This is a genomic window from Bacillus cereus group sp. BfR-BA-01383 (genome assembly GCF_022663495.1).
GTDB classification, from domain to species: domain Bacteria; phylum Bacillota; class Bacilli; order Bacillales; family Bacillaceae_G; genus Bacillus_A; species Bacillus_A cereus_AU.
This window is the reverse complement of record NZ_JAKUFP010000005.1, coordinates 85079-110714: the sequence shown is the minus strand read 5'-3', so window position 1 is coordinate 110714 and position 25636 is coordinate 85079. Positions and strand designations below refer to the sequence as shown.

Sequence of the window (25636 nt, the reverse complement as noted above, 5' to 3'; positions counted from 1 at the left end):
TACTTATCGTACCTTTTCGTCTACATATTCCATAAACTGCTCCGCTTTAATAAATCTTTCTTTGTATGCATCAGGTACCTCTTCTACTTTCATTCCACCAGTTGATTTTGTTTTTACTTGTACTATTTCATATGTCATTAAAGCTTCCACATAGCCATCAAACTCTTCTTGTGTTAATACTTCTTTACTAGATTTATGACCATTTAATTTATCAAAGTATGGTTGAAGGCCCATACTTACCTTTTTCAATTCTTCTCTTTTCACTGGCGATAATTGATCATAATCAATATTACCGTTCGAATCTCCATACTCAAGCTTTGCATTTGTTAATTTCTTTAGTTCTTTTGTAAACTCTTCATATTCCTTCGCACCCATTTCATCTTTCGCTTCTGACAACTTTGCACTAAAACGCATGTACGCCTCTAATGTCATCGTTCCAGCATGTTTTTTTAAATTCTCAAAAGATCCATATATACCATCTGCCATAATAGATTGATAAGCAAAACCGGTCGTAGGGATTAAAAATGCTACTGCAAGCACTCCTGCGATAAGGCGTTTCTTCCTTTTACTTCCTCCGCGCTTCATTTTTATTTGAACGATTACTTTTTCTTTTAACTCCGGCGGGGCTACAATCCCCTTCGCTTCCTCTTGTATAGATTCTCTAACTCTACAATCTAAACTCATTTCACATTCCCTACCTCTCCTAAAAAGATTTCCTCTACTTGCTCTTTTTGACGTAGTTTCTTTAATGCCGAATGAATTCTAGATTTCACAGTCCCAATTGGAATATGTAATATTTGCGCTACTTCTTCTTGTGAGTAGTCGTGTAAGTATCTTAAAATAATTACTTGTTTCAATTTATACGGTAATTTATGAATGAGTTCGACTAGTTTTTGATTTGATATTTTACTTACAACATCGTTAGAAAAATCGATTTGTACTGGCTTTCTTTGCTCTTCCGCTTTTTTTATAATTCGTAGTCGCATCCACCTCTTTCTTCTATAAGAATGAATTTGTTTAATCGCAAGCCCAATTAACCAAGGACGAAATGACTTCTCGCAATCATACTTACGAAGCGATTCATATAGCTGTATGTATATTTCTTGAACGACATCATCTACATCCGTTTTATCATCTATTAAGAAATGTGCTGTTTTATATACTTCTTGAATCGTTTTATCATACAATTCGCTATACGCTTCTTTATTGCCCGATAAAATTAATTGGATTAAATCCATATACACTGTTTCATCCTTCATATACCATCCCTCCTTTGTCTTACACTATATATTGGCAAGTAATTGATATTTCGTTCGATTTTTTCAAAAAAGTTTTTTATATAAATTAATATAATAATTCAATGAGTTCATAAGCTTCACTTATAACCATGCATAACAATTATATAATTTTCCAATTCCTAATGAAGAATTAAAATGATTTATATAGTCAAATTTAGGAGGATATATGATGAAATCTATCGTTGTAACGTCGTTCGGTGGTCCTGAAGTGATGAAATATACAGATGTAGATATGCCGACTATTTCAGACAATCAAGTTTTAATTCGTGTTGTTTTCACTAGTGTAAATTTCGCTGATATTAAATCACGATATGGCAAAAAAGGAAATAAAGCATTTCCCTTTATTCCAGGTATAGATGCCGCTGGTATTGTAGAACGTGTAGGTTCTCAAGTTACAAATATTCATCCTGGACAGCGTGTCATCGCTTTTCCTCAAAATGGATCCTACGCTGAATATGTTGTTGCAAATGAAAATCTTACTTTCGTATTACCTGATGAAGTTGATTTCCAAACTGCAGCTGCTTGCCCTATCGTATCTTTTACAAGCTATAATTTACTTACAAATGTTGCAAGGCTTCAACAAGGTGAATCTGTTCTAATTCATGCAGCTGCTGGTGGAATTGGTACTACCGCGATTCAACTCGCAAAATTATTAGGGGCTAAAAAAGTAATCGGGACTGTCGGAAATAAAGAAAAAATAAAAATTGCTTTAGATGCTGGAGCTGATTATATTATTTGTCATCAAGATGAAGATTTTGTAGAGAAAGTCAATGAGCTGACAAACGGAGAAGGAGTTAATATTATTTTAGACTCTATTTCTGGAACTGTTTCGGAAAGAAGTTTAAACTGCCTCGCTTATTACGGTCGCCTCGTTCATTTCGGTAATGCAAGCGGCGAAATTGGCAATTTCGCAACGAAAGATTTACACGCAAGTTGCCGTTCTATACTCGGATTCAGTTTCGGCACTACACGGAAAAAACGTCCTGAACTACTCCAAGAAACTGCGAATGAAGTTTTCCGTTATTTGCGTGATGGAAGTTTGCAAATTAAAGCTACGAAATCTTTTCCACTTCAAGATGCAGGGAAAGCACATGAATGGGTCGAAAGTAGACAAAGTACAGGGAAAGTAATACTACACGTTCAGACTGCTCCCTAAAATGAATACATGAAATAGAGGTGTTATTCATGGGATCACGAATTATGCATATCATTATCGCTAACGGTATTGCTGAGAATTTATCTATTCAAGATAAAACTTCTTTCTTACTTGGAGGTGTAGCTCCTGATGCTGTTCATTCAAAAGCAGAAAAAGGAACTTCACATTTTTACGCCGGTACAACGAAGAACTATACGAGAAGAATAGATTATGATTCATTTATTCATAAATATAAATTTCATATGGATTCCCCTTTTCTCTTAGGCTATTACACCCACCTCATTGCCGACGATAATTGGCTAAACGGCTTTTTTCTACCTTGGCTAAAAAATAGAATAGAAAACGACGAAACTATCGCACCTATGTACTATAACGATTTTAAATTATTGAACGCAAAATTGCTTCATCATTATGATAAAGAACAACGGCTCTTCTCTCTTCTCAATAAAGAAGCTCACATTGTGGATATTGAAGAGGTTTCTAAAGAAAACGTTTTAGCTTTTCGAAAATACCTTTTTGAAGATATGCTATATCCTGAGCGACACTTGCACGAAAACTTACAAGTGTTTTCATTTGATCAAATCGTTGGTTATATTGAGACTGCTATTGAAAAAGGAACATTTTATATAGAACAACTCTCTAATAAAAAATTCACTTCAAATATTTAATCCCCCTCATTATATACAAGGGGGATTTTTACATAACTATATAATTATTTATTTTTTTCCATTACTGCAAAGTAATTCCCTTCACTATCAGCAAAGTTAAACACTTTACCGGAAGGCATAGTTACCATCTCACCAACTGTAACGTTTTTATTTTTTAATTCTGTATATAGTTGATCAAGATTTTCTGAGAAGAACATTAAAGATGGTGTACCAAAATTTAATTCTGGGCTCATTTTGGAAATAACTTCTTTATTATGTAGTATAATGCTCGTTTCTGCACCGTTAGTCGGAGCGATTTCAATCCATCTCATCCCTTGCTTGTTATCTTCCTCTGCTACTACATGAAACCCTACTTTTTCCGTCCAAAAATTTACTGCCTCATCTTGATTATTTACATACAGCATAATTTGTCCGACTTTATGGATCATTTATTTTCCTCCTAATGTTTTTATATTCTATGTAGCTTTCTACAGGTTCTATTGTTAATCCTTTTTCATTCAGTTGAATACTTATAAATCGCTAGTCATTAAAAAGTTATCTTTTTGCTTAGGGGAACTTAATAGCTTTTGCTTAGTAGCAATAATGTGGTTGTATCTCATCGCTATCAAGCTACGGTTATGAAGTACCCCCTAAATAAATTTTTTTATCTCTTTACAATTATTTATAATCATTCAGCTCATTTTTGTCGTTTTGGAGAACAAACAATTTTTTTATATAGATTTTCAATTGTATTACCATCCTTCGGTTTAGCTTCACGAATCATATAACTATCTACCTTTTGCATTTAATAAATCATGGTAAAGTTAAAGGTCGATTATGGCTATAACTCTATATAAGCTTTTTCCTCACCTGGAATCTTAAATTTATTTACATCGTATTCTTTAATTATATATACCTTTATCGCTTCAAAATCTTTACCAAAAGCAAGAATTGGATTTTTTGAGAAATATATTATTTCTTCCCCGTCATAAATTCGGGCTTTAATTACTTCTTCGTCAGAGTGAAACGATAAATTGACTCCTTTGTAAAAATATTCGTAGTATCCCTCTACATCCTGCTCACTCTTATCTTCAAAAGGAACAGATTCAATATGATATATATTCCCATTTAAATTTATTGATTTCATACAACATTACTCCCTTTTCAAGAATATCCATCAGAATGTAAAGTGATAATAAAGTTGTTTAAATGTTGTTCAACTAAAACACCCGTTATTTTAATATGAGGTCCCGCCAACAAAACACGAATTTCGTACGCTAAACAAAATTTTATAAAGAAACAGCCGATTTCCTATACGAAAAGGAACCAACTTTTTTAGATTAGCTTGTTTCACTAATGCACTTGTTTATTAAATAACAATTTACCTTTAACTAGTTTTTACATAATCACTTTTGGTTTTCAAACCAAACTTTAACACTTTCAAAAAACTTTGACCCATTATATACCATATCTAAAGCATCAGCTACCGAACTTTCATCAGAGTAATATCTTTTAGTGCATTCATAAAACTGGATTGCTATATTTTTCATTTCGTCCTCAGGTAAAAAATGTATTGCCTTATTTTTTGGAATTTGCCATACTTCAATTGCATCATGATGTACATGGGATAAAACATGATATATTGTTGGAGAAACTTGTGTACTGAGTAAACGAACAACTCTATCTAATCGCTCTTTTCAGTGGTCTAAAAGAGTTGAAAAATACTTTGGTACAACAATTATATTATTTAATGCTTTTATTGCCGTCTGCTTCAATTGCTCATTTGTTGCTTCCTTGACCGGCAACCTTCCAGCTACAATTTGATAAGCACCAGGTACTGGACCAACAAATCCTTCTGGTAATTTATCTGTTAGTGCTTCACATTGAATATAACTAAATGGTTTTGTATCAATTTTGCTTAAATCACGATGAATTTCCAAGTATAGCTCCAATGGTAATACCCCTTGTTTTTCAAAAGCAGTTTCCTTCAAATAAAGATGAAAATCAATATCACTTGAACCAGGAATAACGCCACCTTTTACTACTGAACCGTGAACGATTAAGCCAATAAAATCCCCCCTGTATGATATTGATAAATATCAGCAACTTGACCTATAATTTTTTTTGCTTCCTCTTGTATTTCCTCCAATTTATATGTCATAACTCTTCCCCTAATTTTTATTTTTTCTTTCGCTAATTTGACAGCTAACTTAAGTATATTTCTGTATAATCACTTCTCTATCTTAACATATATATCCAATTTGTTATCTTTAAAAATCATTTATGGAACTTTCTTAACGTATGAAATTCGCGTTTTGTTGGTGCTATCCCATCGCCATCAAGCTAAGAAATACAAATACCCCAAAACGAAAAAACGAACTAAATTCTCAAAAATAACAGTTGTATTAATATAAATTTCTCTTTTCAGGATACTTCGACATATTTGCTTAATAGACTTGGAAATTCCCCTTTAAAGAAAAATATAAAAAGAAAGAAAGTATACTTGAATTGCTCTTCTCAAGAGAATATACTAACAAAGCAGGCTATGATATTCCTTCCTTCTAACTTCATTGGCGAAATAGGGATATTACTTTCCTGCTAAACTCATAGGCTATGACAATTCTTCCTTCTTTTTTAGAGAATTTTAATCGTCTTAGAGTTGTCAATTCACTATAAAAAATAATTAGACTATGAGACCTCTTTCTTCTTTGAGACTGAATAAACTTTAGTTTATCAACCATTGATGTAGAGGTTTTCTTTTCCTAATTAACAAACTTACTATTAAATTTTGCGAATTTTATATTCCTAATTTTTTTACTGAAAAATAGCTATGTATCCTCTGTGCAGTTTTCTACATTTAGTGTGTTCATTCATGTAAAAATCAAATCTACCACTGAAAGGGGGACAGTCAGACTAGTAACTTCTTTTTATACGAGGTTTCTATCTGGCGTTCTCATGAAAAATTCTATTTACATAAGAAGAAATTTGAAAGTAATTATAAAAAGTGAAGAAAATAAACTGCCGAACGTTTATTTAGCCACTGTTTTGAAAAATCTGGAAAGTCTAGGATTTACTTTTTCCCAGCCGTTAATAGAAGAGGTGCAAACACTTTCTGTTAATGCATTCACATCGTTTTACAAAGAGTTGATAAAACATTTAAAAGAAATGGTCGGTGCACATATTCAGTTTGCTCCTATGTATCCAAACTTTCCGCAGCAAGTGATGGATTTGAGTTGTGCTGAATTATACATCAATGCAGTTATTCATTATGTGACGTTGCTCCTACCTGAATCAAAAGTAAAAGAACTTCTTCCTCTTTTGGATAGAGTGGACTTGAAAGTTATTGACCTAGGGAGTGAAGAAGATTTCAATCAAATGATCTCTCAATTGATTAGTGCAAATAGCTCTATTTCCTCAACGGATAAGACAGATATAGAATGGGCTATTACATACGCTGAAGATGTTTCTCTTTTTCTACCTAATGTAATTCCTCATAAGGAGAATATGTCTTATATAATTGGTTCCTTATTAAAAAACAAAAAAATAACAGCCGATGCTGCTGCAAAGTATTTTAAAACAGCAACTGATGTTCTTCGCCTTGCAGTCGCATTATCTGAAGGTGATGTGAGTTTAGCATCCTCTGTTCGATTCAAGAAGTTTAACCGAGCGGAAAGACGCTTCATTTTAGATTTGTTAGAAAATTTCGAAAACATTACAGAAGACATGCTTCGATACAAAAAACGCTGGATTCGTTTAGGTGAAATTCTTCATCCAGCAGAATATCACACTCGTTTCCCAAAAGCCCACAGAGCGTTTGAAATTCTTCGCAACAACATTAAATTTGAAACATTTAATGGAAAAGTGGAAGCAGCTCTGTTAAATCGCGATATAATGACAGCGAAAAACCTCTTGAAAACTCGTCCAGGAGAATTTGCCCGACGCTTGGATCATTTAGTTCGTTTATGTAGCGATGAGCCAACAGATGTTTTCAATATTCTCGAAGAATTTCTAAATGTAATAGGGAATGTTTCTACTCCTGTATTACTTCAAGTCATGGCTCATTTTAAGCATCGGAATGATAACAACGAACTTCGTACCTTTTTTCCAAAGGGAAATGTAGCAAAAGCTATAGGTCTTGAAAATACACTTCCACTTATCCCAGAGAATATTTGTTTAATGATTGTAAAAATATGTGAAGATGCTTTAACTAAACGCTTCGCAGAACTTCCAAGTCTCGGAAAAGTGTTTTTGGATGAACAGCTAAAAAATTACTTGGTTCCCTTCTCTCAACGTTCAGCCAGCAAATCGCTTCGTACGTTATCTCGAGGAAGTAAAATAGATTTGCCAGAAGGAGATACGATTCGTTTTTTCCTATGGTGGAAAGAAGGCTATGTGAATGGACGACATACAGGGCGTGTAGACATTGATTTGTCCGCTGTAATGTATGACAAAGATTGGCAATACAAAGAACATGTCTCCTTCACAAACTTACGTTCAAAAGAATTTAAGGCCTATCATAGCGGAGATATTACTTCTGCACCAAAGGGGGCATCTGAATTCATTGATTTCGATATTCCGTCTGTGCTGAAATATGGTGGACGCTACGTAGTTATGTCTTTGAATTCTTTCACAGACCAACCGTATAAAGATTTACCAGAATGCTTTTCTGGTTGGATGATTCGTCAATATCCTGGCTCAGGTGAAGTATTTGAACCTTCTACCGTTCAAAATAAAGTGGATATTACTGCCAACACACAAATCGCTATTCCAGTTATCTTAGATTTAAAAGAGCGAAAATTAATTTGGACTGATTTGTCTCTTACAAGAGATCTTACCTATTATAATACCATCGAGGCTAATCAAAAAGGTATGATACTAATTGGAAAGGCTTTAACTAATTTGGTTAAACCGAATTTATATGACCTGTTCCGATTACACCTTGAAGCTAGAGGTGAACTCGTTCAAGACATCGAGGAAGCAGAAAGCATTTTCTCTTTGGATAAAGGTGTTACTCCTTATGATATTGAAAAAATAATATCTGATTTTATAGCTGACCCAAAAGGCTAATCACATCGCAAACATTGATAATCTGTGAAAAATATGATGTACAATGTCCATTGCCATATTCATTAATAATGAAAGAGTTAGTTCCAAATTCTAAACTAATTATTTTCAATGAAAGTACTCATTATCTGTTTCTAGAAGAATCTAAACTATTTAGTAAATCGTGAATTAGTTAATTGAATTCCAATAACAATGATTATATAAAAGTAATTAAGGTTTTGTACGATGCATAAAGTAAAAGTGACGTTATCCTTTCTGTAGAATCATAGGAAAGGATGACGTTTTTGTATGTCTATTTCTATATGTGATGAATTATAACTATTTGCTAGGAATGTTGCTGTAACCCCTAACTGAAACGATGAGTAATCCCTCTATTCAGTTAGGGGATTATTAGTATTACATTAATTTAAATAACGTTATCTTGATTACCAACTTCTACGACTTGTTCATTATCATCTGTATAATCATCCATATAAATATCTTCACGATTAATAAAATCAATAACACTTCTTGATCCCATTATTCTATTCAATTGTGGTTCTAAATATTAGTATACAAAATATTAAAATGTATACCTGAATCAATTAGCCGTTACTAATCTCAATTAAGGTAATCCTATTAAACCTGGGGTAACTCCTTCTATTCTTGCCCAGTCGAATAAAGACTCAACTATCATTTGATTCTTACATTTAATTTTTAATAAACTTCCTTCTGACGTCGTACTTATTTCAAAATAATCAATGATATTTTCTGTTCCTAAATTCTCTATTATTAAATTTCGAATAGTAAAAAAAGAGATTTCTACATAAATTACATCCCACTTATTCCAGCGTTTAGGCTTATGTTCAACGGTTTCTTTTGTCATCAATTGGATAACTAGGGTAGGACCATCCCTTTTAAGACGCACATCTAATAACTCTGCTCCTTCAAATTCCGGTACTTTTCCAAAAATGTTAATTAACGCCTGCGGATTTAAAATTTTTAATTGGTCAATCATTTTTATACCTCCTATTTTTATTTCTCTTCTCAAAATAATAGTGATCCTCCATCCCCTCTACCTGTCCCGTTCTTGTATTGTACTCAGGTCTTACATTATGATGAGGGGTTTGATCTCCAATACCACCTTGTCCGAATGTATGACCGGTTGAATGATCTTGAATTATAATTTTTGTCCATCAACTTCATATGTCAATTCCCGGGTCATAATAGGCTGTTTTTTATATTAATGATATTTAACATGAAATACGTATTATTTTCATATAACCCAAAACATAGGCCCTATACAAATAGGTTAATCCATAAAATGGAACACAAAATTAATTATACCAATAACCCCCTGCATTTACTTAGAAAAAACTTAAGTTAGTGAATAATCTTTTTAGATATTTTTTAAGAGGAAATATTTAGTTACCTGAAAAGGGCATAATAAATCATACAAATGATTTAACTCAAACAAAAAAGGCGTAACTACAAATAGTTACGCCTCCCCTATTATTTATCTAGGCTTTTTCTTCCCAGTAAATGCTGGTTTCTTTTTCTTTGGTGCTTTCGGTTTCGTTTCTACAAATGATCCGTTGAACATTTCTTGCTTCGTAAACACGATACCTAGTTTTTTCGCAAATTGCAGTAATTTACGTTCTTCTTGTTCTGTTACAAGAGAAACTACTGTTCCTTCTTTACCCATACGTCCAGTACGTCCTGAACGGTGAATGTATTGGTCTACTGTGTCTGGTAATTCTAAGTGAATTACATGTGTTAAATCATCAATATCGATTCCACGTGCTGCAATATCAGTAGCAAGTAGAATTTCTAATTTACCGCCGCGGAAAGCTCGCATCGTTGCTTCACGTTCTTGCTTACTTGCTTCTGCATGAAGAGCTGCTGCTTTCATTTTACGGAATTTCAATTTCTGAGTAATTTCATCTAAACGGAATGGGTCATTTAAGAAAGCAACTGCTCTTACATCGCCCATATGCATAATTCTTCTTACGTAATCATTTTTTTCGCGTCGCTCACAAATGATATACGTATGCTCAACTAAGCTTTTTGACTCAGCACGAGTTACACGTACTAATTGTGGTTCAACTGTCAAATCACGTGCAGCATCTTCTGCTGCTTTTGTCATTGTCGCCGAGAAAAATACTAATTGACGATCGCGCATCGTTGATTTAATTACATCCTGTACAGCACCCATCATCTTTTGTTTCACAATTTGATCAAACTCATCAAATACAATTGTTTTCACTTCATGCATTTTTAGCTTTTTCATACGAATTAATTCTAAAATACGGCCTGGTGAACCGACAATTACTCTCGGGTGTTTCTTTAATTTTTCAACTTGGCGCTTAATATCTGCACCACCAATTAAAGATGCCCCTGAAATTTCAGTTCCTGCTGTAAACTTTTGAACCTCTTCATGAATTTGCATAACAAGTTCACGTGTTGGCGCTAAAACAACAACTTGTGGCTGTTTTACTTCAGGATTAATTTTATGTAAAAGGGGTAATAAGTACGCTAATGTTTTTCCTGTTCCAGTTGGAGATTCAGCTATAACGTCTTGTCCTTCTAAAATAGTTGGAATCGCTTGTTTTTGAATTTCAGTTAATTCTTTAAAACCAGCCTTCTCCCAAGCTTGTTGTAAAAATGGTTGCATATCTTTTATCATTTGTTTTTCTCCTTTATCTCTATTTTTGAAGAAAATGTTGTATTGTTCGCACCGTTTCTATCATGTGTGAAATAACAGCTATTAAATCATCAACATGGTCTTCTGTAATCGCTTTTTGAAATAGAACCTCTACCTTATTATGATATGAAATCGCTTGCTTATTATATTCGTATGAAATTTTCTGCGTAATCATTCGCTCTTTTCCCCATATAGAATGCAATAAAGTTTCAATTTCTTCGCATCCTATCTCTGGTTGTTCCATTTCGAACGAGAATTCCAGCTTCATTTCACAACCTGGTATAAACTGAGGTACTTCTAATATTTCACCTGATAAATTCTTTGCATCAACAGATAGTGAAAACGTCGCCTCTACCATTGTTTTAAATGTTTCTGTTAGTTGAAATGAAATACTATACATACGACTTAATGAAGCAAGGTCCATCACATCTTTTCGATCTGTTACGAGAATATCACCGTGTAAATCGAAATCATAGACAGCTCCTTCCACAATTACCTTTAAATTTTCAAAAGCAGTTGGATCAAACATAATTTCCTCCAAAAAACAGGCGCCTTTCGATGGAAAGGCGCCACTTGATGTATATATAGTTTACAGATAAACGAGATGAATTACAACCTTTTAGAATAAACCTACTGCTTTTCCATCTTCATTTACATCCATTTGAAGTGCTGCTGGTTGTTTCGGAAGACCTGGCATAGTTAACATTGTTCCTGTTAACGCAACGATAAAGCCTGCACCGATAGATGGTTTCAGCTCACGAATTGTAACGATAAAGTCAGATGGACGACCTAATTTTGTTGCATCGTCAGAAAGAGAGTATTGTGTTTTCGCCATACAAACTGGTAGGTTACTCCAACCTTCTCCTTCATATTGAGCCAATTGCTTACGTGCTTTCGGAGCAAATTCAATATCTTTTGCGCCGTATACTTTTTGAGCAATTGTACGGATTTTTTCTTCTAATGGTAATTCTAATTCATAAAGTGGTGCGTAGTTGTTCTCACCTTTTTCGATTTCTTTTAATACTTTTTCAGCAAGGTCTACACCACCTTGGCCACCTTTCTCCCAAACCTCTGTTAAGGATACTGCATAGCCACGCTCATTGCACCATTCTTGTAAGTATGTAACTTCTGCATCTGTATCTGTAATGAATTTATTAATTGCAATTACGAAAGGAACACCGAAGCTTTGAATTGTTTCAACATGCTTCTGTAAGTTCTCCATACCTTTTGCTAATGCGTCTACATTTTCTTCTTTTAATTGATCTTTTGCTACGCCGCCATGCATTTTAAGCGCACGAATAGTCGCAACAATAACAACTGCTTCTGGCTTAATTCCAGCTGCACGAGCTTTAATATCTAAAAACTTCTCTGCACCTAAATCTGCGCCGAATCCAGCTTCTGTAATAACATAATCACCTAATTTTGCTGCCATTGTTGTAGCGATAACACTGTTACAACCGTGAGCGATGTTCGCAAATGGTCCGCCATGAATGATAGCTGGTGTATTTTCTAACGTTTGTACTAAGTTTGGTTTTAATGCGTCTTTTAATAATAATGTTAACGCACCTTCTACGCCTAAATCTTTAACTGTCACAGGTTGATTTGCAAAATTATAAGCGACAACAATGCGAGATAAACGTGCTTTTAAATCTTGAATATCTGTTGCAAGGCAGAATACGGCCATAATTTCAGATGCTACAGTAATATCAAAACCGTCTTCACGTGGTACACCTTGAACTGGTCCACCAAGACCAATTACTACGTTACGAAGGGCACGATCATTTAAGTCAACACAGCGTTTCCAAACGATTTTACGCGTATCAATTCCAAGTACGTTTCCTTGTTGGATATGATTATCAATAAACGCCGCTAATGCGTTGTTGGCAGTTGTAATCGCATGAATATCTCCAGTAAAGTGAAGGTTAATATCTTCCATTGGTACGACTTGTGAAAAACCGCCACCTGCTGCTCCGCCTTTTAGTCCCATCGTTGGTCCAAGAGATGGTTCGCGAAGTGCAATTACTGTTTTCTTACCAATTTTATTAAAAGCTTGACCTAAACCAACTGTTACTGTTGATTTACCTTCTCCAGCTGGAGTTGGGTTAATCGCTGTTACTAAAACAACTTTACCGTCTTTCTCATTTTGTAAACGCTTAAAAATATCAAGAGATAACTTACCTTTATAATGCCCGTATGGCTCTAATTCATCTTCTAAAATATTTAAATCAGTTGCAATTTCTTGAATCTTTTTCATACTTGCTTCTTGTGCGATTTCAATATCAGATTTAACTGTTGTAGTAGTTGTCATATACCCTAGTCCCCCTTTAATTGGTTCTGATGATATTGTATCAGTTTTTTGTATTTTCTGCACTTATTTACCTCCTAAAAATTCTTTCTTTTCTTTATACGTTTTTTAACATAAATACCCATAAGAATGTTAATGATTGTTGTAACTCTGTAGGTAGTTGACCTAACATCTTCTCATTTACTCCGCGCTTATACACACCGATGCCATCTACAACTTCAAAACCTTGTTCTTTCGCTAACTGTTCAAATTCCCAAGGCATCATCGTATTACAAACAACGTCTTTGCCGTATAAACGGGGATAACTGTTCTCACGAGGCTTTGCTGTCGGTCCTAAAATCGCAATACATGCATGACCATCTTTCTTTAAAACACGCTTTATTTCATTTAATGCTAATAATGGATTCTCGGTCCATTCTAATGAATTTATTGCCATAATCGCTTCAAATTGTTCATTTTCAAAAGGTAAGGAAGAAAGATCCCCTTTCACAAAAGATAAATTTGGCCCTTCTCCGCGTTCTTTACCTTTTTGAATCATTACTTCCGATAAATCTACTCCGACTGCTTTATAACCCGAGCCACTTAATTTATATGTACCGTATCCATCACCACAACCAACATCGAGCACTTGAGCTTCTTTTTCCACGTACTGCTCAAAAAATGGAATAATTGTACTTCTGCTACCACTGTCCCACATCTCTTGACTATTTTGATTCCAAAACTCTGCACTACTATCCCATTTCTTCTCTGCTGATTCGTGCCAATTAAATTTCGTCATACATTCCCCTACCTTCACGTATTATCATTCATTTCATTCTACATCATTTTCCAAAATTCCTGTTTATCTTCATAAGGAGATGTACAAGCTAACGATGGAATCTTTATTCTCCAATTTTTTCTTTACTTGGGTTTAACTCATACTCATGTTCTTCTCTTTATGAAAGATACTATAGGTACACCCAATTGAAAGAGAGGGATGTACATGCGAAGAAAGAGAAATCATCATTTTAAAAGTGGTGAAAAAAACGAAGAGTATGCAGCTGAAATATCACCAGCTGGCATTCCAATTAGACATAAGCGGAAAGAAATTGCAAATGAAATAGAAGGTACAAATACCGGTGCAATGGTTGGCTATGTCGCTTTATTTCTTTCGTTATTCTCCATCGCTTTTTATCCTGTCACACTCGGTTCGCTTGCGATTTTAATTGGCTTATTAGCTGTCAATTTCGGAGCGAGAACACTCGGGTATACAGCAATTGGCTTTGGTAGTTTTTCTGTTTTATTTACTTTACTTTATCCGCTTGCTTTGTCAGCGTTTTAAAAAAAAACACACCAAGTTATACTTGGTGTGTTCATTCATGATACAACATAATATGACCGCATCCACAACAATGCTTCGCTGTAATTTCTTGAAAGACTGGATAATTTTCTTCATCCCGATGCTCAATAAACACTTTTTCAAATCGATACATGTTAGGTGCATATGCCCAATCTTGTTTCGTACGTGCATATAACGTTGAGGAGAAAAACTCTTCTCCACCACAAACAATACATTCTTTTTTCATCTATATCCCTCCTATGCTTGTCTTACTCCATCTATATGAACATAAGCATAAAAAAAAGACCTTCTATTACTAGAAAGTCTTCTCTGAAACAAAAAGAAATGTACCAAACATTCCTACTCCGCTATATTCTTTCGTAACACCAGCTTCTGTTTTAAATGTTTGCTTTACAGTCATAAAGAAAACACCATTTCGTGTATCAATACCTTCAAACTGTAATTTCTCTTTTTTTCCATCTACATTTTGCATGCATTCAAAGCTACTCTCATCACATTTCAATGCATACTTATCTTCTAGATACAATTTAAAATCTGATTCTTTCGGACAAGTAATAAGTAATATTGCCACGAGAATAATACTTACAATACCCACAATTGTATAATATTTCTTCATTTGTTCTCCTTTCAAATGACAAGAAAACTTGACTTCATGCGCCAAGTTTTCTTAGTCCACAATCCATTGCCACTCTTGTTCTTTCTTGTCAAAAATGAGCCAACCTGTCTCTGTTGCTTCTTCTTTCAATTCATCAATATTATCTAGCACCTCATCCGTACTTTCATACGAACCAACTACATATACCGGAATTTCAAGACCTCTTCTTGACTCAATTTTCCCTGCTAGATCAATATAAAGACCATCTTCCATCAATGGAAGAAGCCCCATAATCACTTCTTTCGAAATTGCTGGGAAAATTTTTGATTTTTGGAAGAGAGCAAAACGTTTCTTACCGAAAGCACCGAGTTTATAAGGAATGACTTTACTTAACATTCCTACAAAGTCAGCAATTCTACGATAATACACTTTGTTGTACCACCCGTCATCATGTGAAAAATAAACAAACCTATTTTTCAATAGCGGAAAGAATGTTCTTGCAAGTGGTTCTTTTTTGTGAGCCAAATATAAAAGCTCTGCAATTTCTTTTGGCTCTAATTCATCTAAATCGCTTGCATCATCAAAATCTACCCAACAAAATTCATCAAATTCATCAATCTCTGCTTGAATTAACTTATGTATATTTTCTTCCTCAACATATTCAAATAAAGTATGATAATGAAAATCCGTCCATTCAAAGTTGTGCTTCAAAAGCAACACTTGATGAAGCGGTGAAGGGATGTTACTCGCAAACTCTTTAAACGTAATTCCTGATGTAATAAAACAATGACCCCGACGATTACCATTAATATATATCATATTCTTTACTTGGTCAGATCCTCCAGACAAAGCACCTAGCCACCTTCGTTTTGTATGTTTCAATTCTATAGCATATTTTAACATGAAAAATTTTAGAAACATAGAAAAAACTTCAAAAACTATTTACAATTTCATGTGTTTTATTACATACTGATTACAAGAAAAAACACCCGCTCATAAGCAGGTGTTTTTAAAGGATTTCATCTGGGTTTTGAGGGTGATGATTTCCATCTTTCTTTTCATCTTTTTGGAACATCGATTGAATTTTATCAATTGTTTGTGGAGCTAATTCAATCATTTTTTCTGCTAAATGTGTCGCATTTTGTAAATGAAGAATATTCACTCCATCTTTATTCACCACAAGAAATGCTACTGGTGTAATAGAAACACCACCCGCGCTCCCTCCACCAAATGCAGGGGTACCATTCGCTCTTTGACCGTCATTCGTCTGGAAATCCGAACCTCCTGCTCCAAAACCGAAAGCGACCTTAGAAACCGTTAACACCACACCACCGTCAGCCGTTTGAACAGGCTCTCCAACAATCGTATTCACATCGACCATTTCTTTTAAATTTTCCATTGCTGCTTTCATTAACCCTTGAATTGGATGATCCACCGTTCATAACCTCCTTTGTCATATCTTTCCTAGTTTTTCCGAAAGTTGGTGAACTAAACATAAAATTTTATATTGATTTTAAAAAACTTAAGTTGTAATATTTAGAAAAATAAGAAAGAGGTCTGTTCGTTATGATACGAAAATTAACAAAGAAAGATCATGAACAAGTATTCGCTTACCTAAAAGAAGAAGCCGCCCTTAACTTGTTTATTATTGGAGATATAGAAGCTTTCGGTTATGAAACAGACTTTCAAGAATTATGGGGAGTATTTAAAGAGAATGGAACATTAAAATCGATTTTACTCCGCTTTCATGATGCATTTATACCCTATAGTAAAGAAGAATTTGTTGCCTCTGATTATGAGGCACTTCTTTCCGCATATAAGCCGCTTAAACTCTCTGGCAAGTCAACTATTGTAGAAAGGTTTGAAACTTCTCCGAATATACAACTAGGTACCAAAAATGAAATGTATTTTTGTGAATGTCTAGACAATAATCACTTACAATACGTACTTTCTTTATGCCTTACGTTTCGATTTACTTTTTTTATTTTTCTTTTGATATCTTGGAGTTTCTCTTTTATGTTGCTCCCATGAAATGTTAAATAACGGAAATTTAAACCTGCAATACGCTAATAGCTGAAATTCTGCTGCACCTATGGCTATCGTATACATTAAAAAGGTCCCTACTACATACATACCTAAAGTATCAAACCCATAATCGTTATGAAAATATATCAAAATAAAAATAGTTGCTGCGTATAGTGTAGCCCACTTCATCATATTTCCTTTTGTTTTACTAAAGAAAGAAGCAGACCTTTCATCCATACTAAACGCACCTTCACTCGCTTGTTTAAACGTATCAAGCGTTGTCACAATATGAACAACAACTGCTCCTAAAAATAACAATCCTACATACAGTAATGTAACCTGATCAATTGAATTATTAGCTATTTTAGTAACAATCAAAGCTGCGAGTAATATTGTTGCCATTTGAAATGCATATAATAATACGACAAGTGTTTGTAACTTTTGAAATTTAAATTGAGCTTTTGGAAATAAATATAGCATGAAAAAAATTACTTGCAGAGCATATGCCAACACCTCTAGCTTAACAATTCCTATGTTAAGGAGAACCATACAGTACTCCCAACCACCTGATACAATAATAGAAAAAACGGCTATTGAACTATAAAGTATTCCTCCAAACATAAAACCCGCAGCACCTTCAGGACTTAAACGATCTTTACATGTCATCCTAAATTCATCTAAATCTTCTTCTTTTATATTCCACATTCAGTTTTTCACCTTCTATACGTTTCAATTATTTTTCGAACACTAAGATTCTATTAATATATTATTTATTTTTCGTTTTGAATTTCTTATTTTGTTTTCGAAATCTCCCACGCATTCTCTGATTCTCTTCCCACGTCATATTAAATGACTTGAATTTGAATCTACAGTACGCCAATAGTTGGAATTCTGCCGCTCCAATTGCAACCGCATACATTAAAACAGTTCCTACTCCATACATAACTAAAAAATCAATCGAATAATCATTTTGAAAATACATTAATATAAGAATTATTAGTGTATATATTGTAGCACCCTTTATCATAGTTCCTTTTGTTTTACTAAAAAACGAAGTGGATCTTTCATCACTACTAAACGCACCTTCACTTGCTTGTATAAATATATCAATTGTCGCCACAATATGTACTATGACTGCCCCTAAAAATAATAGCCCTGTATATATCCTAGCAATTGAATTATCAGCCATTTCAGAAACAACCGAAACCGCAAATAATATTGTTCCAAGTTGAAATGCATATAATAATATGATTAGCGTTTGTAACTTTTGAAATTTAAAACAAGCTTTCGGAAATAGATATATAATTAAAAATATAATTTGAACAATGTATAATACAATTTCAGTTTTAACAATAATTCTATCAAAAAGATTGTTATAGTAATCCAAACCTCCTACCAAAATAACAAACATAAATATCGAAATATAAAATATCGTTCCAAGCATAAACCCCGTCGCACCTTCAGGACTTAAACGGCCTTGACATGTCATCCGAAACTTATCTAAATCTTCTTCTTTTATATTCCACATCCTGACTCTTCACCCTCAATACAGTTTAAATAATTCTCATACACTTAAATTCTATTTCACTCTTATTTATTTTTCGTTTTGGATTTTGTATTTCGCTTTCGAAATCTCCCACGCATTCTCTCATTCTCTTCCCATGTCATATTAAATGACTTGAATTTGAATCTACAGTACACTAAGAGCTGGAATTCTGCTGCTCCTATGGCTACTGTATACATTAAAACAGTACCTATTACATATCCAATAAAAGTATCAAACGTATAATCATTATGAAAATAAATCAAACTAAGTAGGATTAATGCGTATATTGAAGCCACTTTTATCATAGTTCCTTTTGTTTTACTAAAAAAGGAAGCTGATCTTTCATTCATACTAAACGCACCTTCACTTGCTTGTTTAAACGTATCAATCGTTGTCACAATATGAACAATAACTGCTCCTAAAAATAAGAAACCTACATACACTAATGTAATTCGGTCAATTGTATAATCAGACATTCCAGGAAGAATTAGAGCCGTGAATAATATCGTACCTAATTGAAAGGCATATAATAATACGACAATCGTTTGGAACTTTTGAAATTTAAATCGTGCTTTTGGAAATGAATATAGAATTAAACAAATTATTTGCAAGCTATATAGCACAAGTTCAATTTTAACAATTGTTTTTTCAAATAAAGTAGTATAGTAGTCCCAACCAAAGGTTACTAAAGTACCCATGAGAAAAAACATCATTACTGAAACAAACACTATTGTTCCTATCATAAATCCTAAAGCACCTTCAGGGCTTAAACGATATTTACATGTCATCCTAAATTTCTCTAAATCCTCTTCTTTTATATTCCACATCCAATTGTCCCACCTTTAACTACATTCACTTAAATCATGTGGATTAAATATAAAAACCTTCTCATTTTGATGAAAAGAGAAGGTTTTCTTGCTGTTATACATTCATGCCATATTCAAAACTTTCCCTCTTGAAATAACGTATTATAGTTAATCTTTTAAATTTTATTTTCACTATTAATTTAGGCATTTTTACTTTTCTTAAAAAACACCAAATATGCAAATAACGAAGAGATTAAGAGAAATATACCCGCTCCTATACCCTCATATATTTTAAAGTAAATAGCAGCGATTATTACAAATATGGACATTATTATTATTAGAATCATTGTATATTTCATTATACACTCTAACGCTTTATAGATAGATACTATTGTCCTTTCAAAAAAACTTTTCTCTGTTTCCAAAACATTTCGATCCTTATTCAAATTAACAACCTCCTCTTTTTACAAATTAACTTTTGAATAAATTTCCCCCTTCACAAAATGTTCAATTGCTTCTTCCATATCTTCGTAATGAAAATAGTATTCTTTCGAAACAACATTTGTATATGCAATACTTTGTCCTTCAATTATCATTTTATTGTTTCACCTACTTCAATTCCTTTACGCCCTACGTTTCGATTTATTTTTCTTTTGGTATCTTGGAGTCTCTCTTTTATATTGCTCCCATGATATATTAAATGATAGGAATTTAAATCTACAATACATTAATAGCTGAAATTCAGCTGCACCGACAGCAATTGTATACATTAATACAGTACCCACTACATAAAGGACTAAAACATCGAACGCATAATTAGTATGAAAATAAATCAAAACAAGAAGGGTTAGTGCATATAGTGTAGCCCACTTCATCACATTCCCTTTTGTTTTACTAAAAAATGAGGTGGATCTTTCATCCATACTAAACGCACCTTCACTCGCTTGTTTAAACGTATCGATAGTTGTCACAATGTGAATAATGACTGCTCCTAGGAATAACATACCTACATATATTAATGTAATTCTGTCAATTGAATCCTTAGAAATTCCAGGAAGAATCAACGCTGTGAATGTTATAGTACCTGATTGAAATGCATATAATAATATTACAAAAGTTTGTAGTTTTTGTAATTTAAAACACACTTTTGGAAATGAATATAGAATTAAAAACATTATTTGTAAGCTATATAACACAATTTCAATTTTAACAATTGTTTTGTCAAAGAAAGTATTATAATACTCCAAGCCCCCCATAAAAATAAAAAACATAAATACTGAAGTATAAACTATCCCTCCAATAAAGAAAACCATAGCACCTTCAGGGCTTAAACGACTGCTACATGTTGCTCGAAATTCATCTAAATCTTCTTCTTTTATATTCCACATCCAAGTGTCCCACCTTTAACCACATTCATTTAAATCATGTAGATTAAAAATAAAAACCTTCTCATTTTGATGAAAAGAGAAGGTTTTATTAATCTCAGACATTTTTATACTATAATAACGATTCTTTTTGAGCTATTTCATAGTGCTCTGCTATTTTTTTACACATCTTTTTATATTCCAGCATCCACTCTGCTATTTCTTCTATCTCTTCATCAGTGGACTTTTTCTTATATTTAAAACCAATCACTTTCATATCCGAAAACACTTCTTCTTCCATTTCTTCATCTACCGGAATACATTGGATAATAACTTTCGTTGTGTTTGAGACTTGTACAAAAATTTCAAATGTGCCAACAAACATAGCAACCGTTCGGAATAATTCTTTATTACTCATATATAAAACCCTTGCAAGTTCTTCTGCAAGTTCAGGATATATAAACAATACATCAATCATTTCAGCAGCTATTATGCAATCATCTACTGATACTTTCTCCAATATTTGCTGCTTAATTAATTCCCCAGTTTTATCCTCACACTCTTGTTGAAAATACACAGTTTTTTCTTTTGAAAATAGCCACATATGTAGACCCCTTCCTACTAAAAACAACAATTAGAACTCTTAATTCAAGAATACCTTTATATTATTCTTCTATAAAACGAAACTAAAATCAGGTTTTTACTTTTCATATTTCCAGAACTAAAAGTACACTAAATTATTATTGTGTATCCACTGCAATTTTTATTTCAACATACTGTAGCTCTTCATCACCGCTAAAAATATGATAAATAGGTGAAATCATATCAAGTTCATTATCTTCCATATACTGAAGCATCTCAGCATATGCATACTCGGTTAATGTTTCATAATCTCCTGTCAATCGTTTCACAAGCATGTCATCTACATAGTAGTAGCTTCTAAATTTCATTGTTTCTAATGGTGGAACTTTATCCTCATATATCGGCATAAATAATTCAATATACATATTTTCATCTGAAGGAACATTTTTCAATGCATAAAATAGTGGACCTTTTACTGTTAAGTTCGCTTTTTCTATTTCTAGCATAAAATCGTCAATCGAATCTTTCATATAGGTATAATGAATATAGTATTCTTTTGAAACAACATTTGTATATGCAATACTTTGACCTTCTATAATCATTTTACGGTTTCACCTACTTCTATAATAGGAGCATAAATATCTAACCATGTATCACCGTATACATCTAAGCATACATGATAAAAACTACTATCTAATTTAATATGGTTTTGATTTGCCACCTCGTGTATTAACTTATACACATCTTCAATATCACCATCTTCATCCGTAAAACGCACACTTAAAGCATCTTCAATTATTAAACCATCAATGTATTCATATGCAGAATCTCCCCCTAGTTCCACACGTTCATTTACCGGAACACAATATGTATATTCACCATATGCTGGTTCATTTTCAAGTGGTTTATATTTAAAGAGAACCGGTCCTACTGCATAAATCCCATTATGAATAACTTGACTTCTCAGCGCAATAGCAGGTAGTAACCAATCTTCTTTTTTGACGACTTGAGTAATACTAATTAAATTTAATAGTGATAATGCTTTATATTGAACTTTCACAACATCTACTCCCCTTATCTTTATTTCTTTCTAATTCGAATAGAAACGTGCAATTTCTCATTTCATACACATAAATTAACAACTTATGCTATAGCAAAAATTCATTTCTTTTATTATCTACTTTTCGACTTGTTTTTTTTATTATATTTTCTAAATTTCTGTCGTTCTCTCTCATTCTCTTCCCATGTCATATTAAATGATTTAAATTTAAATCTACAGTACACTAAAAGTTGGAATTCAGCTGCACCTATGGCTACTGCGTACATTATAATTGTTCCTACCACATACAAAATTAATGTATCAAATTCATAATCATTATGAAAATAAATTGTCATTAGAAGGACTAATATATAAACCGTGCTACATTTTATCAATTTTCCTTTTGTTTCACTAAAAAATGACCGAGACCTCTCATCCATACTAAACGCACCTTCACTTGCTTGCTTAAACGTATCAATTGTTGTCACAATATGAACGATAACTGCTCCTAAAAATAATAACCCTACACAAATTAAAGTCATACGATCAATTGAATAATCAGTCATTCCAGGAAGAACTAACGCTGTAAATGTTATTGTACCTAGTTGAAATGCATATAATAATACAACGAGCGTTTGTAACTTTTGAAATTTAAAACGAGCTTTCGGAAATAAAAATAGTATTAAAAAAATTATTTGTAAACTATATAAAACTAATTCAATGCCAACAATTATTTTGTCAAAAAGGGTTGAATAGTAATCCCAACCAGCTGTAACTAGCGCTACGAAAATAAAAAACATCAATAATGAAACAAAAATGATTGTTCCCATCATAAATCCCGTAGCCCCCTCAGGACTTAAACGCCTTCTGCATGTCATTCTAAATTCATCCAACTCTTCCTCTTTTATATTCCACATACACTATTTACACCTTCCTTGTAGCCGAATTATCAAAATAGCTCCCCAAGTTTTGTTGTTATTTTTTTCACTCCTTTTTTTGTAACATCAATTATACTGTCTCCTCCAAGCCTGTCCCATTTTTTATTCAACAGCGCTGTACCAACTACTGCCACCCCAGCTCCTACCACAGTACCAACAGGCGGAAGGAAAAACGATCCCGCTACAGCGCCAGTTGCAGCCGCTCCGGCAGTTGCTCCAATATCTACTGCTGAATCTGTTGCTATATCAACTATATCATGTCGTTGCCAACCATCTTTCTGAGCATCTGCAATATTATTTCCAACTGACACAACCGCTCCAAATATAGCAGCCCCTTTTAAAAACTTACCAGTTTTTCCAAGTTCTTTGAAGGCTTCTTTCCATTGTCCAGGATGTAAATCTTTTAACCCTTTTACATACTCCGTTTTAAACGAACTCCATCCCCTTTCTTTAATTGCAATAGATAATCCTTTTTGCCCCCAATCCCGATGGAATTTGTGAAAATCTTGAAATTCTGGTAATTTATAAATCCCTTTTCTTGCTTTTCTTACTTGTTCATTCGTGATTCTCGAATTTTCTACACCATCCATTTTAAGCCCATTTTTCACGTAACGAAATATACTATCATCACTACTATCCATCTTCAGTAATTTGAATACTTCCACTAAATCTTCTTTTTGACGTGTTGATAGTGTAAACTTCCCTTTTCCTTTTCGACCATCAGGATCAAAAATCGCTTTAAAATCATAATTCTTTTTAGAATAATACATACGAGCAAAGGCACCTATTAAAAATTTTGTTCCTTTTTGTTGTATATCAAACGCCGTCATATGATTCGAAATACCATTTATTAAGTTTCCATTCCATCCACCAGCCATAATTTTTTCGACTATCTTACTAGAAAAATCTCCATTGGCTGCTTGTATTTCTTTCATTCCCTTTTCTAATGAACTTAACATTTCATTAAAATGTTGAAGTTCATTTTGCTGACTATTATACGTTTCTAATTTTTCTAGCGTATCACTAACTTCCTTTTGACTTTTTTGGATTCCTTCAGATATGCCTGAAGATGATGGATACTGAGTTGGGACAATGTCTGCTATAGTCGATATAGTTTGTTTTGCTTCTTCATTAGATTGATCAAATTCATTGCTGTATCCATTAATTTTTTTCTTTACATTATCTAAATAGTTCCCATAAATCTTTGTGTCACTGTCAATATCAACTGTACTATTAAAATTCTCTATTGCTTTTTGAAATTCATTTTTCAGCTCTTCCGCTGCAATTTGAAATCCAGCAATCGTAGTACCATGTACTCTAGAAAAATACCCCTTTATTTCATCTGCTGCTTTCCCTTGAAAAGAATTAAGTTGGTTCAAATCATCTATTTTCCCTAATAAAGTTTCAAAATATTGATTTAGTTCGTCAGCACTTGTTTGAAATCTTTTTTGTAATTCGTTTACTTCTTGTAATTCAATATTTTTATCCACGTTTCTCTCCCCTTATTTCATTTTTACGTAGAATGTTTTTCTAGTGCTGCTGTATACCAACTTTTAGTTCTTGCCCAAGTTTTGCATCTTTCTCTACCATTTTTGCTCCAATTTCTTGCACTCTACTTATATCATTTTCTAACAATTTCTCATATCGCTGAACTTTCTGTGAAAGTTTTTCAATCGCTTCACAATATTTTTTCAGTTTACTTAAATTCGTACGATGTAATTGCATACCATTAAATTTAGTCTTACCTAAATCACTAGCACCACTTTTCAATTCACTTACTTTTGCATCAAATACCCCTTTATTTAATTTAATTTCCCCCATTTATCATTTCCCCGCCTTCTGTACTTCTACTTGAATACTAGCGTCAACCATTGAAACACTTCTACTTAAAGAAAGAATACTAGACTCACATGTAGCGATTTCTCTTTCAAGCCGCCGTATGGCTTGATCGATGTCTTCTTGAACTCTCCCTAGTTCTCCGATAAACTTCCCTAAATTCGAAATGACTTGTTGTTCATAAGTTTCTTTAAAAGTAGTTGCTCTTTGCCCTTTCCAACTACTCTCGTTTATTTCTAAAGACTTAAACTGCTCTTGATTTTGTTTAATTGCTTCAAGATTATTTACAAATTTCCCCTTAGCAGTTATTAGCCTTCTTAGTTTCATTTGTAATTCAGCCAATTGCCCTTGTTGATGACTTATACTACTTAATAAACCAGATTTTTGACTATTTAATTCCTCTATCCCCATGC

The 25636-nt window shown here is 33.3% G+C and carries 31 protein-coding genes and 2 pseudogenes; 5 read left to right on the top strand and 28 right to left on the bottom strand.

Going from position 1 to position 25636, the window contains the following annotated elements:
* Positions 1–3: 3 nt before the first annotated feature.
* Entirely contained in the window at positions 4–684 is a 681-nt protein-coding gene (locus MR065_RS07430; RefSeq protein ID WP_242213122.1) for a DUF3600 domain-containing protein, read from the bottom strand.
* A complete protein-coding gene (locus tag MR065_RS07425; protein WP_242213121.1) occupies positions 681–1259 on the bottom strand; it encodes a sigma-70 family RNA polymerase sigma factor in 579 nt (192 codons plus the stop codon). Before MR065_RS07425 ends, MR065_RS07430 begins: the two co-directional genes overlap by 4 nt.
* Before the next feature lie 208 nt (positions 1260–1467).
* Here MR065_RS07425 and MR065_RS07420 point away from each other — a divergent pair, with 208 nt between their 5' ends.
* Together MR065_RS07420 and MR065_RS07415 are read left to right on the top strand one after the other, a co-directional pair.
* On the top strand, positions 1468–2454 hold the full coding sequence (locus MR065_RS07420) for a quinone oxidoreductase family protein (RefSeq protein WP_242213120.1): 987 nt from the start codon (positions 1468–1470) through the stop codon (positions 2452–2454).
* 29 nt (positions 2455–2483) lie between these two features.
* Positions 2484–3122 carry a zinc dependent phospholipase C family protein gene (locus MR065_RS07415; protein ID WP_242213119.1) on the top strand — a complete coding sequence of 213 codons (639 nt, stop codon included), beginning with the start codon at positions 2484–2486 and terminating at the stop codon, positions 3120–3122.
* Positions 3123–3166: 44 nt separating this feature from the next.
* Here the strand turns inward: MR065_RS07415 and MR065_RS07410 are convergent, their stop codons facing one another.
* The 3 genes from MR065_RS07410 to MR065_RS07400 all read right to left on the bottom strand — a co-directional run bounded on the left by MR065_RS07410 (position 3167) and on the right by MR065_RS07400 (position 5110).
* Complete coding sequence (locus MR065_RS07410; protein WP_242213118.1) at positions 3167–3550, bottom strand: VOC family protein; 384 nt, start codon at positions 3548–3550, stop codon at positions 3167–3169.
* Positions 3551–3942: 392 nt separating this feature from the next.
* A complete protein-coding gene (locus MR065_RS07405) occupies positions 3943–4248 on the bottom strand; it encodes a hypothetical protein (RefSeq protein ID WP_242213117.1) in 306 nt (101 codons plus the stop codon).
* 550 nt (positions 4249–4798) lie between these two features.
* Entirely contained in the window at positions 4799–5110 is a 312-nt protein-coding gene (locus MR065_RS07400; RefSeq protein ID WP_396022365.1) for a hypothetical protein, read from the bottom strand.
* Positions 5111–6056: 946 nt separating this feature from the next.
* Between MR065_RS07400 and MR065_RS07395 the strand changes: the two genes are divergently transcribed.
* Positions 6057–8168 carry a TerD family protein gene (locus MR065_RS07395; protein WP_242213115.1) on the top strand — a complete coding sequence of 704 codons (2112 nt, stop codon included), beginning with the start codon at positions 6057–6059 and terminating at the stop codon, positions 8166–8168.
* A gap of 601 nt (positions 8169–8769) precedes the next feature.
* On the opposite strand, the gene MR065_RS07390 is transcribed toward MR065_RS07395, so the two are convergent.
* The 6 genes from MR065_RS07390 to MR065_RS07365 all read right to left on the bottom strand — a co-directional run bounded on the left by MR065_RS07390 (position 8770) and on the right by MR065_RS07365 (position 13931).
* Positions 8770–9162, bottom strand: a complete 393-nt coding sequence (locus MR065_RS07390) for an immunity 50 family protein (protein ID WP_242213114.1) — start codon at positions 9160–9162, stop codon at positions 8770–8772.
* Positions 9155–9283 (bottom strand): HNH/endonuclease VII fold putative polymorphic toxin, encoded by a 129-nt coding sequence (locus MR065_RS07385; RefSeq protein WP_242213225.1) that lies wholly within the window; start codon positions 9281–9283, stop codon positions 9155–9157. Before MR065_RS07385 ends, MR065_RS07390 begins: the two co-directional genes overlap by 8 nt.
* A gap of 377 nt (positions 9284–9660) precedes the next feature.
* Positions 9661–10830 (bottom strand): DEAD/DEAH box helicase, encoded by a 1170-nt coding sequence (locus MR065_RS07380; protein ID WP_242213113.1) that lies wholly within the window; start codon positions 10828–10830, stop codon positions 9661–9663.
* A gap of 19 nt (positions 10831–10849) precedes the next feature.
* Positions 10850–11377, bottom strand: coding sequence for a hypothetical protein (locus MR065_RS07375; RefSeq protein WP_141536034.1), 528 nt, complete (start codon positions 11375–11377; stop codon positions 10850–10852).
* A 90-nt stretch (positions 11378–11467) separates the two neighbouring features.
* Positions 11468–13156 carry a formate--tetrahydrofolate ligase gene (locus MR065_RS07370; RefSeq protein ID WP_277927349.1) on the bottom strand — a complete coding sequence of 563 codons (1689 nt, stop codon included), beginning with the start codon at positions 13154–13156 and terminating at the stop codon, positions 11468–11470.
* 94 nt (positions 13157–13250) lie between these two features.
* Positions 13251–13931: a class I SAM-dependent methyltransferase gene (locus MR065_RS07365; RefSeq protein WP_242213111.1), complete on the bottom strand. Its 681-nt coding sequence runs from the start codon at positions 13929–13931 to the stop codon at positions 13251–13253.
* A gap of 204 nt (positions 13932–14135) precedes the next feature.
* On the opposite strand from MR065_RS07365, the gene MR065_RS07360 reads away from it, so the two are divergent.
* Positions 14136–14474 (top strand): permease, encoded by a 339-nt coding sequence (locus MR065_RS07360; protein WP_097903244.1) that lies wholly within the window; start codon positions 14136–14138, stop codon positions 14472–14474.
* A 31-nt stretch (positions 14475–14505) separates the two neighbouring features.
* Here the strand turns inward: MR065_RS07360 and MR065_RS07355 are convergent, their stop codons facing one another.
* The 4 genes from MR065_RS07355 to ytfJ form a co-directional block, all read right to left on the bottom strand.
* Positions 14506–14718: a hypothetical protein gene (locus tag MR065_RS07355; RefSeq protein WP_000711202.1), complete on the bottom strand. Its 213-nt coding sequence runs from the start codon at positions 14716–14718 to the stop codon at positions 14506–14508.
* Positions 14719–14787: 69 nt separating this feature from the next.
* Positions 14788–15108, bottom strand: coding sequence for a hypothetical protein (locus MR065_RS07350; RefSeq protein WP_242213110.1), 321 nt, complete (start codon positions 15106–15108; stop codon positions 14788–14790).
* 51 nt (positions 15109–15159) lie between these two features.
* A complete protein-coding gene (locus tag MR065_RS07345) occupies positions 15160–15936 on the bottom strand; it encodes an oxalate:formate antiporter (protein ID WP_242213109.1) in 777 nt (258 codons plus the stop codon).
* A 160-nt stretch (positions 15937–16096) separates the two neighbouring features.
* Positions 16097–16522, bottom strand: a complete 426-nt coding sequence (gene ytfJ / locus MR065_RS07340; protein ID WP_071712843.1) for a GerW family sporulation protein — start codon at positions 16520–16522, stop codon at positions 16097–16099.
* Positions 16523–16653: 131 nt separating this feature from the next.
* On the opposite strand from ytfJ, the pseudogene MR065_RS07335 reads away from it, so the two are divergent.
* Positions 16654–17025, top strand: a pseudogene (locus MR065_RS07335) (GNAT family N-acetyltransferase); the annotation flags it as partial.
* A gap of 15 nt (positions 17026–17040) precedes the next feature.
* On the opposite strand, the gene MR065_RS07330 reads toward MR065_RS07335, so the two are convergent.
* The 13 genes and pseudogenes from MR065_RS07330 to MR065_RS07270 form a co-directional block, all read right to left on the bottom strand.
* The gene (locus MR065_RS07330; protein ID WP_242213108.1) at positions 17041–17817 is read right to left on the bottom strand and encodes a hypothetical protein; all 777 of its coding nucleotides are present in this window, start codon (positions 17815–17817) and stop codon (positions 17041–17043) included.
* 61 nt (positions 17818–17878) lie between these two features.
* Positions 17879–18640, bottom strand: coding sequence for a hypothetical protein (locus tag MR065_RS07325; protein WP_242213107.1), 762 nt, complete (start codon positions 18638–18640; stop codon positions 17879–17881).
* A gap of 62 nt (positions 18641–18702) precedes the next feature.
* Positions 18703–19485: a hypothetical protein gene (locus MR065_RS07320; protein WP_242213106.1), complete on the bottom strand. Its 783-nt coding sequence runs from the start codon at positions 19483–19485 to the stop codon at positions 18703–18705.
* Between the two features lie 179 nt (positions 19486–19664).
* Positions 19665–19910: a hypothetical protein gene (locus MR065_RS07315; protein ID WP_242213105.1), complete on the bottom strand. Its 246-nt coding sequence runs from the start codon at positions 19908–19910 to the stop codon at positions 19665–19667.
* A 51-nt stretch (positions 19911–19961) separates the two neighbouring features.
* Positions 19962–20060, bottom strand: a pseudogene (locus tag MR065_RS07310) (DUF5085 family protein); the annotation flags it as partial.
* A gap of 27 nt (positions 20061–20087) precedes the next feature.
* Positions 20088–20852, bottom strand: a complete 765-nt coding sequence (locus MR065_RS07305) for a hypothetical protein (RefSeq protein ID WP_242213104.1) — start codon at positions 20850–20852, stop codon at positions 20088–20090.
* Positions 20853–20961: 109 nt separating this feature from the next.
* Positions 20962–21432, bottom strand: coding sequence for a hypothetical protein (locus MR065_RS07300; protein ID WP_000266198.1), 471 nt, complete (start codon positions 21430–21432; stop codon positions 20962–20964).
* Positions 21433–21568: 136 nt separating this feature from the next.
* Positions 21569–22012: a DUF5085 family protein gene (locus tag MR065_RS07295; protein ID WP_098387566.1), complete on the bottom strand. Its 444-nt coding sequence runs from the start codon at positions 22010–22012 to the stop codon at positions 21569–21571.
* On the bottom strand, positions 22009–22470 hold the full coding sequence (locus MR065_RS07290; RefSeq protein ID WP_098387567.1) for a DUF5085 family protein: 462 nt from the start codon (positions 22468–22470) through the stop codon (positions 22009–22011). The genes MR065_RS07295 and MR065_RS07290 overlap by 4 nt, the downstream gene beginning before the upstream one ends.
* A gap of 113 nt (positions 22471–22583) precedes the next feature.
* Complete coding sequence (locus tag MR065_RS07285; RefSeq protein ID WP_242213103.1) at positions 22584–23366, bottom strand: hypothetical protein; 783 nt, start codon at positions 23364–23366, stop codon at positions 22584–22586.
* Between the two features lie 32 nt (positions 23367–23398).
* Entirely contained in the window at positions 23399–24877 is a 1479-nt protein-coding gene (locus MR065_RS07280) for a T7SS effector LXG polymorphic toxin (protein WP_242213102.1), read from the bottom strand.
* Between the two features lie 40 nt (positions 24878–24917).
* Positions 24918–25208 carry a TIGR04197 family type VII secretion effector gene (locus tag MR065_RS07275; RefSeq protein ID WP_000503892.1) on the bottom strand — a complete coding sequence of 97 codons (291 nt, stop codon included), beginning with the start codon at positions 25206–25208 and terminating at the stop codon, positions 24918–24920.
* A 3-nt stretch (positions 25209–25211) separates the two neighbouring features.
* Complete coding sequence (locus MR065_RS07270) at positions 25212–25634, bottom strand: YwqH-like family protein (RefSeq protein ID WP_000510565.1); 423 nt, start codon at positions 25632–25634, stop codon at positions 25212–25214.
* Positions 25635–25636: the final 2 nt, after the last annotated feature.